Source organism: Streptosporangium sp. H13245, from assembly GCF_055690525.1.
This window is the reverse complement of record NZ_JBSZKT010000009.1, coordinates 190,676-205,162: the sequence shown is the minus strand read 5'-3', so window position 1 is coordinate 205,162 and position 14,487 is coordinate 190,676. Positions and strand designations below refer to the sequence as shown.

The following is a 14,487-nucleotide window of genomic DNA, read 5'->3' as shown; positions in this document are numbered from 1 at the left end:
CCACGTTGGTCGCAGCATCGCCCGTCAGAGCCGAAACGTCAAGCCCGGGAGCTGACATTTCGGCCGGGAAATAGCCGAGACCCTGGGAGTTTTCCCACCGGGTGACCTGCGTACACCACAAGCCCGGAGACGATGCTCCACCTGCTGCGGCTGACGCTGAGTCACACGGCGGATCGAACGCTAGCCGAGGGATCGACTGACGATCGACGCTGCCATGGCCGATGTACCCAACCGCGAACCCAACCTAAACCGAGGCTTTACTAACAATTAGATAAAGCGACGCGCCGGTCACGGCGGCGGGGGGTCCCCGAGCAGCGTGGAGAGCTCCGAGACCAGCCAGCGGGAATCCTTCTTGACCATGATGAACCTGGCCCGGTTCTGGCTGACGACCCGGCGGGGCTCCTTCTCCCCGTCGGGGGTCCTGACCGTGCTCATGCTCATGAACAGCAGCACCTCGACCCGGCCGGAATCCCCGGACTCCACCGACTCGACCCCGGCCCCGGTCACCGTGGCCTGCTGCACCGTCTTCTGCCTCCTGGCCTGCGGAGCCATGCTCCTGGCCAGCTGCCGGTAGTGCAGGCTGAGCGCCCCGGTGGTGTATCCACCCGCTCTTGCGAAATCCTGTTCGATCGTACGATAGTCATACGACAGCATGTCGGGGGCGACCGAACGGGCCGCGGCGAGCGCCTCCCGGCCCGCCGTCTCGTCCGCGCGCAACCGGCTCAGGTCGGTGAACATGATCCAGACAGCCGCCGCGAGCGCGAGCGCGACGGCGACCATGAGCCCGATCGCCAACCGGGAGGCACGTTTCACAGCACCAGCTCCGCCTTGGACACGAGCCAGGCTCCCCCCACCTTGGTCACTTCCATGTTCCACCGGTAGAACCGCTCCCGCGGGGCGTCCTTACTCCCCTCCCGCCGGATCACCGCGTCACCCACCACCATCACCTGGGCCATGCTCCCCCGCAGCGAGACCAGCCCCGAGGCCCGCAGCGCGCCCGTCTGGAGGATCTTGTCCCTGACCGTGCTCCTCTTGAGCTCCGGAGCGGTCCTGGCGTACTCCGCCCTGGCCGCGCCCGTGGAGGTGCCGAGAATGCGCCCGATGTCGTCGTCGACGCTCCTGTGGCCGACGGAGAGCAGATACACGGCGTGCGCCCCCGCCGCCCGCAACGCGGCCTGCCGGTCGTCAGCGGCCGTCTGAGCCTCGCTCAGGGTGGCACCGACCCAGAAGGCGGCGGCCAGCAGCAGCACGATCAGCACCCCCAGCACCGGCCCCGCGACCCTGAGCGGGCGACGGGAGCGACGTGAGCGACGGGGACGAGTGGCGTGCACTGCCATGCGTTCTCTCCCATCGCACGATCTGCGGAACGCGGGCCGACGAGCACGGCCTCCTCGCCGCACCTCGCCGCGCGGGACGGCATGCTCCCCGATCGCCGGATCATAACCCGCCACGCAGATCCGCATAACGGCCTTCGCGCACATGTGCCGGGCCATTTCCCCCGGCTCCTCACCCCGTTTGGGAAACGGCGAGACACCCGGCCCCGTAACCGCGATCACCCCACGCCACCGGCACACACCTCGACCAGCCGCTTCCCGCCTTTTCCCCCGCGAATATGAGCCGGTCTCACCCGTATACGGGCCAATCCCGCCTTCGTACGAACCGATTTCGCCTTTGTACGAGCCGCCCTCACCTTCGTACGAACCGGCCGGACCGCGGAAACACAAAAAGAGCGGGCCACCGGCACCAGGTGGACCCGCTCTTTCCGGTGAAACGAACTACTTGACGGTCACCGAAGCGCCGGCGCCCTCAAGGGCGGCCTTGGCCTTCTCGGCCTGCTCCTTGTTGACCTTGCCGTCGAAGACGGACTTGGGAGCGCCGTCAACGAGGTCCTTGGCCTCCTTGAGGCCCAGGCTCGTCAGGGCGCGGATCTCCTTGATGACCTGGATCTTCTTCTCGCCGGCACCCTCGAGGATGACCTCGAACTCGTCCTGCTCCTCGACCTCTTCGACAGCGGCCGCACCGGGGGCGGCGGCGGCGACGGCGACGGGGGCAGCGGCCTTGACGTCGAAGGTCTCCTCGAAGAGCTTCACGAAGTCGGACAGCTCAAGAAGAGTCATCTCCTTGAAAGCGTCGAGCAGCTCGTCGGTGCTGAGCTTCGCCATGATGGTTCCTCCATACGGATCTGAACTACTAAAGAAAGTCGGGACCGCGGTTTGCGTTAATCCCCTGTGACCGCCTGCGCGGACCTACTCGCCGGCGCCTTCGCGCTTGGCGCGCAGGGCCTCGGCCAGCTGAGCCATGTTGGTGGGCAGCGCGTTGAAGACGGCGGCCGCGTGGCCCTGCTTCGCCTTCATGGCACCGGCCAGCTTCGCGAGGAGAACCTCACGCGACTCAAGGTCGGCAAGCTTGCTGATCTCGTCCGACGTCATCGACCTGCCGTCGACGACACCGCCCTTGATGACCAGGAGGGGATTGGCCTTGGCGAAGTCACGCAGACTCTTGGCAGCCTCGACCACGTCGCCGTTGACGAACGCGATCGCCGACGGACCCGCGAGCAGGTCGTTGAGCTGGTTGAACCCGGCCTCGGTGGCCGCGATCTTGGTCAGCGTGTTCTTCACCACGGCGAACTTCGCATTCTCACCGAGCGAAACGCGCAGCTGCTTGAGCTGAGCGACGGTGAGACCGCGGTATTCGGTCAGAACGGCAGCATTGGATCCGTCGAAGCTGCTCTTCAGCTCAGCGACAGCCGTTGCCTTTTCTGCCTTCGCCATGGGCCTCCTTCCAGATGTGCCGCCGGGGCAAGGCCCAGAAAAGCGAACAAGCCCCGGCGCAGGCGCACGGGGCTCACATAAGGAGGTTAGTCCAGATGAAAACTCACATCACAACCTACGCGGGCCGTCCACTGACGTGGATCCTTAAGTCGTCAGGCCATGCGGCTTGACGACGACCGGCGGTCTTCGGCGTTGACAGCATACGTGCTGCCGCCACGAATGCCAACTCGGACACCGCCCCGACTCGTCGGTACGGGTCCAGGACCGCCGCCCCGGCCCCCGGTCCAGATGCCCGACCGACCAGCGGCCCTCACCACGGATCCCGGCCCGGATGCACGACCGCCGCCGACACACAGGTAAAACCTCCCGGAAAAGGGCTCGCGCCCCCGGCCGGTGGGCCGGGGGCGCGGATCTCGGGGAAACGTCAGTTTCCGCCACGGTGCTCGGGCAGGTCACCCACCTGGTCGGCGGGCGGAGCGGTGATCTCCACGGGCTCGTTGAAACCCTTGAAGAGCGCCGTCAGGTTGAACGTCGCGTCCTTCTCGGAGCCGCTGAGCGTAACCTTGCGGGGCAAACTCTGGGCGTCGGCCCAAAGGTCGAACTTCACGTTCTTGGCCTGCGAGAGCTGCTCCTGGAGCTTCTCACGCTTGGCCGGGTCGATCAGCTGGGCGGCCTCGGCGACCGGGAAGGTCCCGCTGTAGTGGGTCGTGTCGACCCCGCCGACCGTCTCGGTGCCGACCGCCTTGACGTCCTTCGACGCGGTCAGCAGCTTGACGGTGCCCGCCAGGTCGAACTGCTGGACCTGGTCCATGAACTTCCTGATCTCGGACTGCCCCTTGGCGTCGAGCTCAGTGAGCGACACCTTGGTCCACGGCTTGGCGGTGCCGGCGAACCTGTTGATGAGCTCGGACTTCACGTAGACCGTGTCACCCGACAGGATGGCCCGCGCCCCACCGGGCACGTTCTGTCCGCCGAAGGTGATCGTGTCGAGCCTGATGTCCGTCGCCAGCTGGGGCTTGCTCTGGTAGAGCACGCTGCCCTGGACCTTGCCCGCGCCCTTCTCGCCACCGGAGGCGTCGAGAACCAGGTCCGCGGAGTAGGAGGTGACCTCCTCGGCCTTCTGAGCGCTCTGCTGCACCGCGTCCGCCGCGGCGAGCTTGACGTTTCCGAGGGACGCGGTGCCCTGCGCACCGCATCCCGCGACCGCGACGAGCGCGGCCGCTCCCAGTGCGACTACGGGAGCCAATCTGCGCATTTAGTCTTCACCCTTTCGTTCCCCCGATGATCCTGACTACGACAGTACGCGTCGGCAAAGCCGCGCGCGTCGTCCGGGAGAACGAAGAAGGGCCTCAACCGAATGGCCATTCGGTTGAGGCCCTCCTCAGAGGACGTCTGGTATCAGGCGTCAAGCTCGGCGGTCAGCGCCCGCGTCTGGTTGGGGTCGACCTGGATGCCGGGGCCCATGGACGTGGAGAAGACGACCTTCTTGACGTAACGCCCCTTGGCCGCGGACGGCTTGAGACGCAGCACCTCGTCGAGGGCGGCGGCGTAGTTCTCGATGAGCTGACGCTCACCGAAGGACACCTTGCCGATGATGAAGTGCAGGTTCGCGTGCCGGTCGACACGGAACTCGATCTTGCCACCCTTGATGTCGGTGACGGCCTTGCCGACGGCCGGGGTCACGGTGCCGGTCTTGGGGTTCGGCATCAGGCCACGGGGGCCGAGCACGCGGCCCAGACGACCGACCTTGCCCATGAGGTCCGGGGTGGCGACGACGGCGTCGAAGTCGAGGCGGCCCTTGGCGACCTCGTCGATCAGCTCGTCGGCACCGACGATGTCGGCACCCGCGGCGCGGGCCTCCTCGGCGCGGTCACCGGTCGCGAAGACCAGGACCCGGGCGGTCTTGCCGGTGCCGTGCGGGAGGTTGACGGTGCCGCGGACCATCTGGTCGGCCTTGCGGGGGTCGACGCCCAGCCGCAGGGCCACCTCGACGGTGGCGTCGAACTTGGCGACGTTGGTGTCCTTGGCCAGCTTGGCCGCCTGGGCCGGGCTGTACAGGGTCTCGCGGTCGACCTGCGCCGTCGCGGCGCGGTATCCCTTGCTGCGCTTCATGTGATCACTCCTGGATCCGAGTGTTCGTGGTGCGGGCCAGCGCCTGGCCCCTCCACATACTTCGAAATTGTCCTTTGACCGAGGTCGCTCGACCCCGTTCGTTGCGGCCCTTTGGCGGTCACGCGGATCATGTCTCGCGCTCGTGCCTACGGGCCAGGTCAGCCGATTCGGCTAGTCGACGATCGTGATGCCCATCGACCGGGCGGTGCCGGCGATGATCTTCTCGGCCGCCGCGACGTCGTTGGCGTTGAGGTCCTGCATCTTGGTCTCGGCGATCTGGCGCAGCTGCTCCTTGGTGAGCTTGCCCACCTTGTCCTTCTGCGGGACGGCCGAACCCTTGGCGACACCGGCGGCCTTCTTGATCAGCTCAGGCGCCGGGGGCGTCTTCGTGACGAAGGTGAAGGTGCGGTCCTCGTAGATGGTGATCTCAACGGGGATGATGTTGCCGCGCTGGGCCTCGGTGGCAGCGTTGTACTGCTTCACGAATTCCATGATGTTGACGCCGTGCGGACCGAGGGCGGTACCGACCGGCGGCGCGGGCGTGGCCTGGCCAGCGGGCAGCTGGACCTTGACCAGGGCAGCGAATTTCTTCTTAGGAGGCATGCTTCTCTCCGGGTCCTTGCTTCTCTGAACGATGTTCCAGATCCCCGCGACCGCGGGGCCCACGGCGGTTGTACGTTGACCAACGCCGAGAATTTGGAACCATCCCCGCGACCGCGGGGCAGACTGATGAAGTCTACGCGACCGGTTTAGATTTTCGAGACCTGGTTGAACGAGAGCTCGACCGGGGTCTCGCGACCGAAGATCGACACGAGCACCTTGAGCTTCTGCGACTCGGCGCTGATCTCGCTGACCGTCGCGGGCAGCGTGGCGAACGGGCCGTCCATGACGGTGACGGACTCGCCGACCTCGAAGTCGACCGTCGCGGCGGAGGCCTTCGCGGTGGACTTCTTGACCTCTTCCGAGGGCTCAGGCGCGAGCAGCTTGGCGACCTCTTCGAGGCTCAGCGGGCTCGGCTTGTTGGAAAGGCCCACGAAGCCGGTCACACCGGGCGTGTTACGCACCGCGGACCAGGACTCGTCGGTGAGCTCCATCCGGACCAGCACGTAGCCGGGCAGCACCCGCTCCTTGACCAGCTGGCGCTTGCCGCTCTTGATCTCGGTCACGTGGTGGGTGGGCACCTCGACCTGGAAGATGTAGTCCTCCATGTTGAGGGACTGCGTGCGGGTCTCGATGTTCGACTTCACGCGGTTCTCGTAACCGGCGTAGGAGTGGATGACGTACCACTCGCCGAACAGGCTCCGCAGGTGCCGCTTGAACTCCTCGACCGGGTCGACGTCGGGAAGGACGTCACCGTCCTCGTCGACGGCGCCGGCCGGGGCCTGCGCGGCCTCGGTTTCGGCGTCGGCGTCGGTCTCGGCGTCGACGTCCTGCCCGTCGGACTCGTCAAGCGAATCCTCGGTGACGTCGACGGCCTTCTCCAGCTCGTCCTCGCGCTCTTCGCGGGACTCGCCGGCCGACTGTGCAGACTCGGACACGGTGCTCTTTCTCTTTTCGTCGATGGCTTGTGGACTCGTCCGCGGGGCTGCTCGCCCGCTGGAGAGAGACCGCGGCTCAGGCTCCGCCGAAGATTCTCAGCACGCCCTCGGTGAACAGCGCGTCCAAAGCCGACACGATCCCGACCATGATCAGAACGAAGACCAGGACGATGATGGTGTACGAAATGAGGTCTTTGCGCGTAGGCCAGATGACCTTACGCAGCTCTGCGACCACTTGCCTGTAGAAAAGGGCGGGAGAAGTGCGCTTAGTCTTCTTCTCACCGCTCGGCTTGTCTGCGGTTTCGCCGCGCGTGTCGATCGCCACAGTCCTCACCTGAATCCATCGAGTCCAACGCACATAAGCGGCGCGCTGGACGCCTGATGCGCGGACCGCTCCTAGCAGGGCACGAGGGACTCGAACCCCCAACCGCCGGTTTTGGAGACCGGTGCGCTACCAATTGCGCTAGTGCCCTAAGACATGAACCACCATACATCGGTTGGACCGAAGTTTGTCCGTGGCTCACGGTCTTGACCGCCGGTTCACGCATGCGGCGGAAAGAACATGCCGGAGTCTACGTGTGAATGGCCACCACGTCGAACCGGTTGACGATCGTCCAGCTCAGAGGTGTTTTCCCGGTGTTCGCCGGGCTTGCGGGGGTGGCGTCCGGATGGTGGATACCCGGCGGAAACATCGGCACCGGTCTGTAACCATGGAGGTATGACCCGTCCTCGCATCTCAGCGCGCATCTCCGCGATCTCCGAGTCCGCCACGCTCGCCGTCGACGCCAAGGCCAAGGCGATGAAGGCGGCGGGCCGCCCGGTCATCGGCTTCGGCGCCGGTGAGCCGGACTTCGCGACTCCCGGCTACATCGTCGAGGCGGCCGTCGAGGCGTGCGGGAACCCCAGGTTCCACAAGTACACCCCGGCCGGCGGCCTTCCCGAGCTGAAGCAGGCCGTCGCCGACAAGACGCTCCGCGACTCCGGCTACCGGGTGGACGCGGCCCAGGTCCTGATCACCAACGGTGGCAAGCAGGCCGTCTACCAGGCGTTCGCCACGCTGCTCGACCCGGGTGACGAGGTCCTGGTCGTCGCCCCGTACTGGACGACCTACCCCGAGGCGATCAAGCTCGCCGGCGGTGTCCAGGTCGACGTGGTGACCGACGAGACCACCGGCTACCTGGCGAGCGTGGAGCAGCTGGAGGCGGCGCGCACCGACCGCACCAAGGTCCTGCTCTTCGTCTCCCCGTCCAACCCGACCGGCGCGGTGTACACCCCCGAGCAGGTCGCGGAGATCGGCCGCTGGGCCGCCGAGCACGACCTGTGGGTCGTCACGGACGAGATCTACGAGCACCTCACGTACGGCGACGCGACGTTCGCGAGCATCGCCACCGTGACGCCCGAGCTGGGCGACAAGGTGGTGATCCTGAACGGTGTGGCCAAGACCTACGCGATGACCGGCTGGCGCGTGGGCTGGCTGATCGGTCCCAAGGACGTCGTCAAGGCCGCGGCCAACCTGCAGTCGCACGCCACCTCCAACGTCTCCAACGTCGCCCAGGCCGCCGCGCTGGCCGCCGTCACCGGCGACCTGTCGGCCGTGGCGGAGATGCGCGCCGCCTTCGACCGGCGTCGCCGGACCATGGTCCGGATGCTGAACGAGATCCCGGGTGTGGTCTGCCCCGAGCCGCTGGGCGCGTTCTACGCCTACCCGTCGGTCAAGGCGCTGCTGGGCAAGGAGTTCGGTGGCAGGCGCCCGGCGACCTCCGCCGAGCTGGCCGAGATCATCCTGGAGGAGGCCGAGGTTGCGGTCGTCCCCGGTGAGGCCTTCGGCACCCCGGGCTACTTCCGCCTGTCCTACGCGCTCGGCGACGACGATCTCGCCGAGGGTGTGGGCCGTCTCGCCAAGTTCCTCGGCCAGGCCGACTGAGCACGCCGTCTCCCGGCCGGCCGGGCGCGGTCTCGCCTCCGTACGCGACGGGCGGGGCTCGGTCGTACAGGCTGGTCTCCGTACGGGCCGGGTGGGGCTCAGTCCCGCAGGGCGTAGGTGACGGCGGCCTCGAAGTGGGAGGCCGAGCCCTCGTTGAAGGCCCGCGCGTAGGCGGTCTCGCCGATGAGGCACGCGGCGCGGGCCCCGACGGTCTCGCGGAGCGCGGCCATGGTGTCGGTCTCGGTGGCGGGCGGCCCGAAGGTGGTCCAGACGCGCTGCGCGGCGCCCAGGAGCCAGGCGGCGCGGTGGCCGTCGCCCTCGGCGGCGGCGATCCTGGCGAGCTGGTCGAGGGCGAGGACGCCGCCGAGTGTGTCGCGCAGCCGTCGTTTGACCTCCAGTGCCGCCCTGGCCGCCGTGGAGGCCTCCGCGAGGTCGCCCCGGCCGAAAAGGGCCAGGGAGAGGACGTAGTCGTCCATGGCGCGCTGTGACAGCTCCCCTCGCGCCTCGTGGCCCGGACGCGCCTCGCGCAGGATCCGCACGGCCTCGTCGAAGTCACCGCCGAACGTGGCGGCCAGGGCGAGGAAGGAGGGCAGGAAGAACGTTCCCGGCGAGGTGGGGTCCAGCCCGGCGGCCACGCGCAGCGCGTACGCCCGCGCGCCCTTCGGGTCGAGGTCGCCGGTGAACAGCCGGGCTTCGGCGAGGGCGAGGAGGGCGTGTGCCTCGGCGTCGGCGTCGCCGTGCCGCTGGGCGCTCTCGACGGCCTCCTCGGCGCGGCTGCGTGCCAGGGGCATGTCTCCCTGGATGAGCGCGAGGTGGGCGGCGACCCAGAGCGGCCTGGATCTGGCCCGGTCGTGGGCGGGGGCGGCGGCCAGGGCGCGGTCGAGGTAGTGGCGGCCTTCGCGGACGAGCCCCAGATGGCACCAGAGCACCCACAGGGCTCCGGCCAGTTCCAGGGCGCCGCGGTGGTCGCCCGAGGTGAGGCAGCGGTCGAGGACCGCGCGGACGGTGGGGAGCTCCCTGCGTGCCCAGCAGGCCCATTCGAGCTGGTGGGGGCCGTGCCATTCGGCGCCCATGCGCCGGGCGGTGGACAGGTAGTGGTCGCGTTGCCTGCGGATCACCAGGCCGGTCTCGCCCAGCTCGTCGAGCCAGTCACGCCCGTAGTCCCTGATGGTGTCGAGCAGGCGGTAGCGGTCGCCCACGCGGGCGACGACGGATTTGGCCGCGAGCGCGGCGAGGACGCCGGGGACGTCGGGCAGGCGTTCGTCCTCGCACACGCCGCGCGCGGCCTCGGTGTCGAAGGCGGCGGGGAAGACCGACAGGCGGGCCCAGAGCAGGCGTTCGGCGGGGGTGCACAGTTCGTGGCTCCAACCGGCGGCGGTGCGGAGCGTGTGGTGGCGGACGGGGAGTCCTTCGCCGTCGGCCAGCGGCTTGAAGTGGACGTCGAGCTGGTCGGCGAGCTGGGTCGCCGACAGGCCGCGCATCTGGCTGGCGGCCAGTTCGATGGCGAGTGGCATGCCGTCGAGCCTGCGGCAGAGCCTGGCGACGGCCATCATGGCCCGTTCGTCCGTGCGGAGGCCGGGGGCCACGGCCCTGGCGCGGGCGAGGAAGAGGCTCGGCGCGTCGTGGTCGGCGAGGTCGGCGGCCTCGGGCGGGGGGACGGGGAAGGGGTCGACGACCATGACGACCTCCAGCGGCAGGCCGAGCTCCTGGCGGCTGGTCACGATGATCTGGACGTCGGGTGCGCCGGTGAGGACGGCCACGACCATGGCGGCGCAGGAGTCGACCAGGTGTTCGCAGGTGTCGAGGACGATGAGGAGCCGCCGGTCGGCGAGGTGCTCGACGAGGGACTCCAGGGCGGGGCGTTCGGCGGGGGTGTGCAGGCCGAACACTCCGGCGACGCCGTGGATGAGCAGGCCGCCGTCGGTCTCCGCGGAGAGTTCGGCCACCCAGACGCCGTCGGGGTAGTCGTCGCGGACGTTTCGTGCGGCTCGCAGGGCCAGGCGCGTCTTGCCGACGCCTCCGGGGCCGCGCAGGGTGAGCAGGCGTGCCCGGGTGAGGAGTTTCGTGATCTCGTCGAGCTCGGTGGTGCGGCCGACAAAGCTGTTCATCTCGGCCGGCAGGTTGCCGCAGCGCGTCAAGAAACCTCTCCCTGAAGTGCGTATTCCACGGCGTCGCGCAGGCTGATCGAACCTCCCCGTGCCTCCAGCCGGTCGAACTCCGCCCTGCCCATCCGCCCGCGCAGCCTCAGTTCGGCCGTGTGGAGCTGGATCGCGATCATGGGTGAGCGGCTGGGCGGGACTCCGGCGTTCTTCCAGGCGGCGCCGGACGCTCCGAACATGGTGGCGGCGAAGGTGTCGTCGGCGCACGCCTCGGCGATCACGACGAACACCTCCAGCGCCTCCATGAGGGAGATGCTGTCGCCGAAGAGGCGGGCTCCGCGCAGGGAGCCGCAGGCGGACTCGATGGCGGAGGCGGTGTTGCCGAGGGAGTGTTCGGCCTGGGCCAGGAGGAGGTCGAGGCGGATCAGGGTCCAGTAGTCGCCGCAGGACTCGCAGAGGTCGCGTCCCTCGCGCAGGACGGAGACGGCCTGGTCATGGTGGTCGGCGAGCATCATGGCGGTGGCGACCACGGTGTAGGTGGGCAGGAAGCCGGGGAAGACGTTGCCCATGGAGCGGTGGCGCACCCGGGCGTGCTTGATGAGCCGCAGGGCCTCGACGACGTCGCCCCTGACGACGGCGAGATGGGCCTGGAACTGGCTGACGTAGGCCGTGGCGTAGCCGTCGGCGTCCTCCGCGGCGCATTCGGTGAGGATGCGTTCGGCGCGTTCGAGGTCGCCGCGCTGGATCGAGACCCAGGCGTGCACCCACAGGGCCTTGACCCGTTCGGGGCTGGGTGTGTGGTCGAGGTCGAGGCCGCGCTGGAGGAGGTCGTCGCCGGGTGCCTGCATGCCGCAGCACGCCCACAGGAACCACAGGTTGCCGACCAGGTCGAGGCCCTTGCGGTATTCCTGTGGCCGGGAGTAGCAGTATTCGATGGCGCCGCGCATGTTGCCGCATTCGAGGACGAGCCTGCGGTACCACTCAAGCTGGCGGCCCTGCCAGCTCATCTCGGCGCGGGCGGACAGGGCGAGGAAGTGGTCGCGGTGGCGGCGCTGGATCTCGTCGGTCTCGCCGAGCCGGTCGAGCCAGACCACGCCGAACTCGCGGACGGTGTTGAGCAGGCGGTAGCGGACCCCGCCCTCGCCCTCCTCGCGGACGAGGACGGATTTGTCGAGCAGGCCGAGCAGCCCGTCGAGGACGTCCTTGACGGCGAGGGCGCCGCCCGCGCAGACCTCTTCCGCGGCCTCGATGTCGAAGGTGCCGGCGAAGACCGAGGCCCGTGCCCACAGGAGGCGTTCCTGCGGGGTGCAGAGTTCGTGGCTCCAGCCGAGGGCGACGCGCATGGAGCTGTGCCGCCGGGGAGCGGCGGCCTGCCCGCGCGGGGTGACGCCGGTTCGCTCGGCGTGGATCTCGCGTTCGGCCGCGGGGATCGTACGGCCTTCGAGGGCCGCGACGAGCTCGTCGGGCGAGGTCACGTGGCCGTCGAAGGCGGCGAGTCCGGCGGTGGAGATCGGGCGGCCGTCGAGGGCGGCGGCGAGCCCGTCGAGGGTGCCGGAGCCGCCGGGGGTGCCGTCGGCCACGGCGAGCCGGATCGCGAGCGGCAGGTTGTCGAGGCGTTTGCAGAGCTCGGCCGGATCGGTGCCGCCGAACCTGTCACCGGCGAGGGCGGTGATCAGGTGGACGGCGTCGGCGTCGGGCAGGCCGCCGACGGGGTAGAGGTGTTCGCCGGGCAGGCCCAGCCGCTGCCTGCTGGTGGCCAGGACGCGCAGTCCCTCGACCGAGCGCAGCAGCAGGCCGACCAGGATGCCCGCGGCGCCGACGACGCGGTCGCAGGTGTCGAGGACGAGGAGGGTCCGGTGCGGGAGGAACTCGTCCACCAGGGCCCGGAGCGCGGGAGTGCCCGGCCGATAGTGGACGCCGATCGCGTCGGCGAGCGTCTCGGCCAGGGAGTCGAGGTCGGCGGGTGCCTCCGACAGCTCCACGACGTGGACGCCGCCCGGGAAGGCGGGTTCGAGGGTGCGGGCCAGTCTCAGGGCGAGACAGGTCTTCCCGACCCCTGCGGGGCCGGTCAGCGTGACGTGCCGGACCCTTTCGAGCAGCGCGGAGACGTCGGCGAGTTCTGTTTCCCTGCCGACGAAGACGTCCGCTTCCATGGCAGCCCCAGCGTCCTGACAACGTGTGCCTCCACGGTCGCACGGAGGCATGGTCCTCTGAAAGCCCGTTTCCTAAATTTCCTCGATATAACGGGGGATGGGATATGGGCGGGTGTGCCCTGGGCCCGGAGACACCCGCCCGAAATAACACCCGAAAACCTACTAAATAACCAATTGGGGAAAGTCGTGGGAAACGCCGGGAAGGATGAGCAGAGTCCGGGTCGGACAGCGAGACTCCCCGCTCCCCCACGCCTCGACGAGCACACTCTTCCGCATCCCGGCGAGCGGCGCCCCCGGTCTCACCCTGATGGAGAGACTCTCTCTTCCTGTTTGGTAGGGAAACCTTCCCGTTGGTAGGAAAACTTCCTCCGCTGCCACGTCCGGTGGAGGTGGGCGGGCAGGGCGCCTCCGGTCTCATCCGGTCTCATCCGGTCTCATCCGGTCGGGGAAACTCCCTCGGCGACCTTCCTGAGCTCGGGCTCGACCCTGTCACCGAGCTCCTTCTCGTAGACCGGGCTCATCATGAGCTCGATGACGAGATCCTTGCGCTCCGCCCAGACGAGCGTGAGTATGCGTCCCCCCTTGATCTGGCCGGCCTCCATCCGGGCGAGATAGGCGTTCCGGCCGCCGACCTTGAACGACTCGGCGCCCTGGCTGCCGTAGTCCTTCATCCGCTTGGCCCTCTGCGCGGCGGCGTCGCCCCTGAAGACGATGACCTGGATGTCGTAGCCGTAGCCCCTGGGCGAGCCGGACCGCTGCCACGAGGTGGAGTAGCTGGGCGTGCCGAAACGATTCTTCAGCGACCATTTCCCCCATACGAGCCCCTCGGGCAGGTAGCCGAACCTGACACCGCCGAACGCGCGCCCGTCTCCCAGGTCACCGAGCTCCTGCGGTACGGGGGCCCACGACAGCCCTTCTCCGGGCGAGGCGGACATGCCGGTCGCCACCAGCCTCACCGCGGATCCCTGGGCGGCGCTCTCCCCCGGCCCCGGAACCTGCTCGACCACCAGGCTCTCGCCCTCCGTGCCCCCCTCGACGGTCACCGCGAACCGCGCCTCCTCCAGGACCGCCCTGGCCTCGGCCACGGTCAGCTTGAGGACGGGCGGCACCTTCACCCTCGGGAGGACCCCGGCCCTGGCGTCGGAGCCCTGCCGCGCCGCCGAGGCCGCCGGGCCCTGCACGGGCGGGCCCGCGTTCAACGCCACGTACGAGGGCACGGCCGCGGCGACGGCGGCGGTGACCAGGGCGGCGCCCGCGGTACGGACCCGGAGCCGCCGGACGCGGTGGCGGCGGCGGATCGCCGCGCCCATCGTGGAGGGGGCCCGCACGCTCTCGACGTACCCCTCCATGGCCTCGGACAGTTCCTGTTCCAGCCTCATCCCAGCACTCCTTCCAGTGTGCCCATTCGCTCGCGGATCCTGGCCAGCCCCCGCGCGGCCTGGCTCTTCACGGTCCCCGCCGAGCAGCCCATCAGCGCGGCGGTCTCGGTCTCCGACAGGTCCTCCCAGTAGCGCAGCACCAGCACCGCGCGCATCCGCGCGGGCAGCCTGCGCAGTTCCGCCAGCAGCGTGTCCCGCAGTTCCACGTCCGGCCCGTCGGCCGGGGTGTCGGGAAGGCGGGCGAAGGTGATCTCCCTGATCACCCTGCGGCGCCGGGAGGCGCTGATCGCGGCGTTGACCACGATCCTGCGGGCGTAGGACCCGGGGTTGTCGTGCCGGACACGGCTCCAGTGCCGATAGATCTTCTCCAGGGCGTTCTGGACCAGGTCCTCGGCGTCGTGCGACGACGCGCCGCAGACCAGGATCGCGGTGCGCAGCAACGCCGTACTCCGTGCGGCCAGGAACTCGTCGAAGGCCGCCTCGTCTTCTTCCGTCATCAGCGAGGTCCCCT

Annotated in this window: 14 protein-coding genes and 1 tRNA gene; 1 reads left to right on the top strand and 14 read right to left on the bottom strand. The window is 69.0% G+C overall.

Annotated features, from left to right (window positions below; all coding sequences use genetic code 11):
• Positions 1–288 precede the first annotated feature (288 nt).
• The 10 genes from ACW9TB_RS17800 to ACW9TB_RS17755 form a co-directional block, all read right to left on the bottom strand.
• Positions 289–813, bottom strand: coding sequence for a hypothetical protein (locus tag ACW9TB_RS17800; RefSeq protein ID WP_472749136.1), 525 nt, complete (start codon positions 811–813; stop codon positions 289–291).
• Complete coding sequence (locus ACW9TB_RS17795) at positions 810–1,337, bottom strand: hypothetical protein (protein WP_472749135.1); 528 nt, start codon at positions 1,335–1,337, stop codon at positions 810–812. The genes ACW9TB_RS17800 and ACW9TB_RS17795 overlap by 4 nt, the downstream gene beginning before the upstream one ends.
• Before the next feature lie 438 nt (positions 1,338–1,775).
• Positions 1,776–2,162 carry a 50S ribosomal protein L7/L12 gene (rplL, locus tag ACW9TB_RS17790; protein ID WP_350970963.1) on the bottom strand — a complete coding sequence of 129 codons (387 nt, stop codon included), beginning with the start codon at positions 2,160–2,162 and terminating at the stop codon, positions 1,776–1,778.
• A gap of 84 nt (positions 2,163–2,246) precedes the next feature.
• Positions 2,247–2,771: a 50S ribosomal protein L10 gene (rplJ, locus tag ACW9TB_RS17785; protein WP_472749134.1), complete on the bottom strand. Its 525-nt coding sequence runs from the start codon at positions 2,769–2,771 to the stop codon at positions 2,247–2,249.
• A 424-nt stretch (positions 2,772–3,195) separates the two neighbouring features.
• Complete coding sequence (locus ACW9TB_RS17780) at positions 3,196–4,026, bottom strand: SCO4651 family lipoprotein (protein ID WP_472749133.1); 831 nt, start codon at positions 4,024–4,026, stop codon at positions 3,196–3,198.
• A gap of 143 nt (positions 4,027–4,169) precedes the next feature.
• A complete protein-coding gene (gene rplA, locus ACW9TB_RS17775; RefSeq protein WP_436761219.1) occupies positions 4,170–4,883 on the bottom strand; it encodes a 50S ribosomal protein L1 in 714 nt (237 codons plus the stop codon).
• Between the two features lie 171 nt (positions 4,884–5,054).
• Entirely contained in the window at positions 5,055–5,486 is a 432-nt protein-coding gene (gene rplK / locus ACW9TB_RS17770; protein ID WP_329089910.1) for a 50S ribosomal protein L11, read from the bottom strand.
• Positions 5,487–5,632: 146 nt separating this feature from the next.
• Positions 5,633–6,421: a transcription termination/antitermination protein NusG gene (gene nusG, locus ACW9TB_RS17765; RefSeq protein ID WP_472749132.1), complete on the bottom strand. Its 789-nt coding sequence runs from the start codon at positions 6,419–6,421 to the stop codon at positions 5,633–5,635.
• 76 nt (positions 6,422–6,497) lie between these two features.
• Complete coding sequence (gene secE / locus ACW9TB_RS17760) at positions 6,498–6,746, bottom strand: preprotein translocase subunit SecE (RefSeq protein ID WP_329089906.1); 249 nt, start codon at positions 6,744–6,746, stop codon at positions 6,498–6,500.
• Positions 6,747–6,821: 75 nt separating this feature from the next.
• A tRNA-Trp gene (locus ACW9TB_RS17755) sits at positions 6,822–6,894 on the bottom strand.
• Between the two features lie 245 nt (positions 6,895–7,139).
• Between ACW9TB_RS17755 and ACW9TB_RS17750 the strand changes: the two genes are divergently transcribed.
• Complete coding sequence (locus tag ACW9TB_RS17750) at positions 7,140–8,345, top strand: pyridoxal phosphate-dependent aminotransferase (RefSeq protein ID WP_472749131.1); 1,206 nt, start codon at positions 7,140–7,142, stop codon at positions 8,343–8,345.
• 98 nt (positions 8,346–8,443) lie between these two features.
• Here the strand turns inward: ACW9TB_RS17750 and ACW9TB_RS17745 are convergent, their stop codons facing one another.
• The 4 genes from ACW9TB_RS17745 to ACW9TB_RS17730 form a co-directional block, all read right to left on the bottom strand.
• Positions 8,444–10,453: an ATP-binding protein gene (locus ACW9TB_RS17745; RefSeq protein ID WP_472749130.1), complete on the bottom strand. Its 2,010-nt coding sequence runs from the start codon at positions 10,451–10,453 to the stop codon at positions 8,444–8,446.
• Between the two features lie 26 nt (positions 10,454–10,479).
• Positions 10,480–12,597 (bottom strand): ATP-binding protein, encoded by a 2,118-nt coding sequence (locus tag ACW9TB_RS17740; protein ID WP_472749129.1) that lies wholly within the window; start codon positions 12,595–12,597, stop codon positions 10,480–10,482.
• A gap of 434 nt (positions 12,598–13,031) precedes the next feature.
• Complete coding sequence (locus ACW9TB_RS17735) at positions 13,032–13,976, bottom strand: PASTA domain-containing protein (RefSeq protein WP_472749128.1); 945 nt, start codon at positions 13,974–13,976, stop codon at positions 13,032–13,034.
• The gene (locus ACW9TB_RS17730) at positions 13,973–14,473 is read right to left on the bottom strand and encodes a SigE family RNA polymerase sigma factor (RefSeq protein WP_472749127.1); all 501 of its coding nucleotides are present in this window, start codon (positions 14,471–14,473) and stop codon (positions 13,973–13,975) included. The genes ACW9TB_RS17735 and ACW9TB_RS17730 overlap by 4 nt, the downstream gene beginning before the upstream one ends.
• Positions 14,474–14,487 lie beyond the last annotated feature (14 nt).

Bases quoted from the DNA above. Each gene is read 5' to 3' on its own strand.
- ACW9TB_RS17795 (WP_472749135.1), bottom strand. From the start codon at position 1,337: ATGGCAGTGCACGCCACTCGTCCCCGTCGCTCACGTCGCTCCCGTCGC.
- ACW9TB_RS17740 (WP_472749129.1), bottom strand. From the start codon at position 12,597: ATGGAAGCGGACGTCTTCGTCGGCAGGGAAACAGAACTCGCCGACGTC.
- ACW9TB_RS17735 (WP_472749128.1), bottom strand. From the start codon at position 13,976: ATGAGGCTGGAACAGGAACTGTCCGAGGCCATGGAGGGGTACGTCGAG.
- ACW9TB_RS17780 (WP_472749133.1), bottom strand. From the start codon at position 4,026: ATGCGCAGATTGGCTCCCGTAGTCGCACTGGGAGCGGCCGCGCTCGTC.
- ACW9TB_RS17730 (WP_472749127.1), bottom strand. From the start codon at position 14,473: ATGACGGAAGAAGACGAGGCGGCCTTCGACGAGTTCCTGGCCGCACGG.
- rplK (WP_329089910.1), bottom strand. From the start codon at position 5,486: ATGCCTCCTAAGAAGAAATTCGCTGCCCTGGTCAAGGTCCAGCTGCCC.
- rplJ (WP_472749134.1), bottom strand. From the start codon at position 2,771: ATGGCGAAGGCAGAAAAGGCAACGGCTGTCGCTGAGCTGAAGAGCAGC.
- ACW9TB_RS17750 (WP_472749131.1), top strand. From the start codon at position 7,140: ATGACCCGTCCTCGCATCTCAGCGCGCATCTCCGCGATCTCCGAGTCC.
- rplL (WP_350970963.1), bottom strand. From the start codon at position 2,162: ATGGCGAAGCTCAGCACCGACGAGCTGCTCGACGCTTTCAAGGAGATG.
- ACW9TB_RS17745 (WP_472749130.1), bottom strand. From the start codon at position 10,453: ATGAACAGCTTTGTCGGCCGCACCACCGAGCTCGACGAGATCACGAAA.
- rplA (WP_436761219.1), bottom strand. From the start codon at position 4,883: ATGAAGCGCAGCAAGGGATACCGCGCCGCGACGGCGCAGGTCGACCGC.